This window comes from Psychrobacter proteolyticus (genome assembly GCF_038155145.1).
Lineage (GTDB): Bacteria > Pseudomonadota > Gammaproteobacteria > Pseudomonadales > Moraxellaceae > Psychrobacter > Psychrobacter proteolyticus_B.
In genome coordinates, this window is the sequence record NZ_JBAKAY010000265.1 from 1 (window position 1) to 207 (window position 207).

Annotated in this window: 1 pseudogene; it reads left to right on the plus strand. The window is 46.4% G+C overall.

Going from position 1 to position 207, the window contains the following annotated elements:
• A pseudogene (locus V6252_RS13780) lies at positions 1-207 on the plus strand (NADH-quinone oxidoreductase subunit M); the annotation flags it as partial.

Consider the following 207-nt stretch of genomic DNA (forward strand, 5'->3'; position numbering starts at 1 on the left):
CTAAGCCAGCAAGGTGATTATAGCGGTATGAGTAAGCAGGTCATTCCACCAGATGCTGCAGAGCCTTGGGTAGCAGAATTTAGTGTGCCGTGGATACCAAGTTTAGGTATTAGCTTTCACTTAGCACTAGATGGTTTGTCATTTATGATGGTAGCTCTCACACGCTTACTTGGTGTTGCCGCTGTTGCTTGGTCGTGGAATGAGAGT